At 44.1% G+C, this 485-nt stretch carries 1 protein-coding gene; it reads right to left on the bottom strand.

What is annotated here, in order from left to right; translation table 11 throughout:
- Positions 1-485, bottom strand: a 485-nt coding sequence (locus tag VQ048_RS12555; RefSeq protein ID WP_327611972.1) for a hypothetical protein, incomplete at both ends; no start/stop codon positions are given.

The following is a 485-nucleotide window of genomic DNA, read 5'->3' as shown; positions in this document are numbered from 1 at the left end:
GCCAGCGGTTAGACCTGTCGGCTGATGAAAAGTACCTTCCCCTAACTTACTTACTATTCTTGAAGTTCCCTCGAAGTAATGCTTGGTAAATTTACCCTTATTAACCACAAAGTATGGATTAACATAAGCCGTGTAATTCTCTGCGTGAACGATAACCGCAGAACTTACCCCATTGATAACAGTCTTCTGACTTTCCGCACTACTCTTTACGGCTCTCTCACCTGTGTGGTCGTAAGTGTAAAGGTGGAGTTTGCCATTGTCGTTTAAACCTTGCAAACGGTTTTCTTCGTCCCATACCATCACTCTAAAATCCTTAAAGCCTTCGTAACTTATCGGATTACCATTGCCGTCATACTCATAAGTGCGAGGTTTAGGCGTGGTGGTATCTTTTAAGATACTTAAAGCGTGTGGGTGTTTTTGCCATTTTGGCAGCCTTTTTTTATTGCGTACCGCTCCGTCATCGCTCCGTCGTGTCTCCGTCGTAG

It is taken from the genome of Bergeyella anatis, from assembly GCF_036016955.1.
Classification (GTDB): domain Bacteria; phylum Bacteroidota; class Bacteroidia; order Flavobacteriales; family Weeksellaceae; genus JAYWXI01.
The sequence above is the reverse complement of the archived record's forward strand: the minus strand, read 5'-3'. Positions and strand labels throughout refer to the sequence as shown.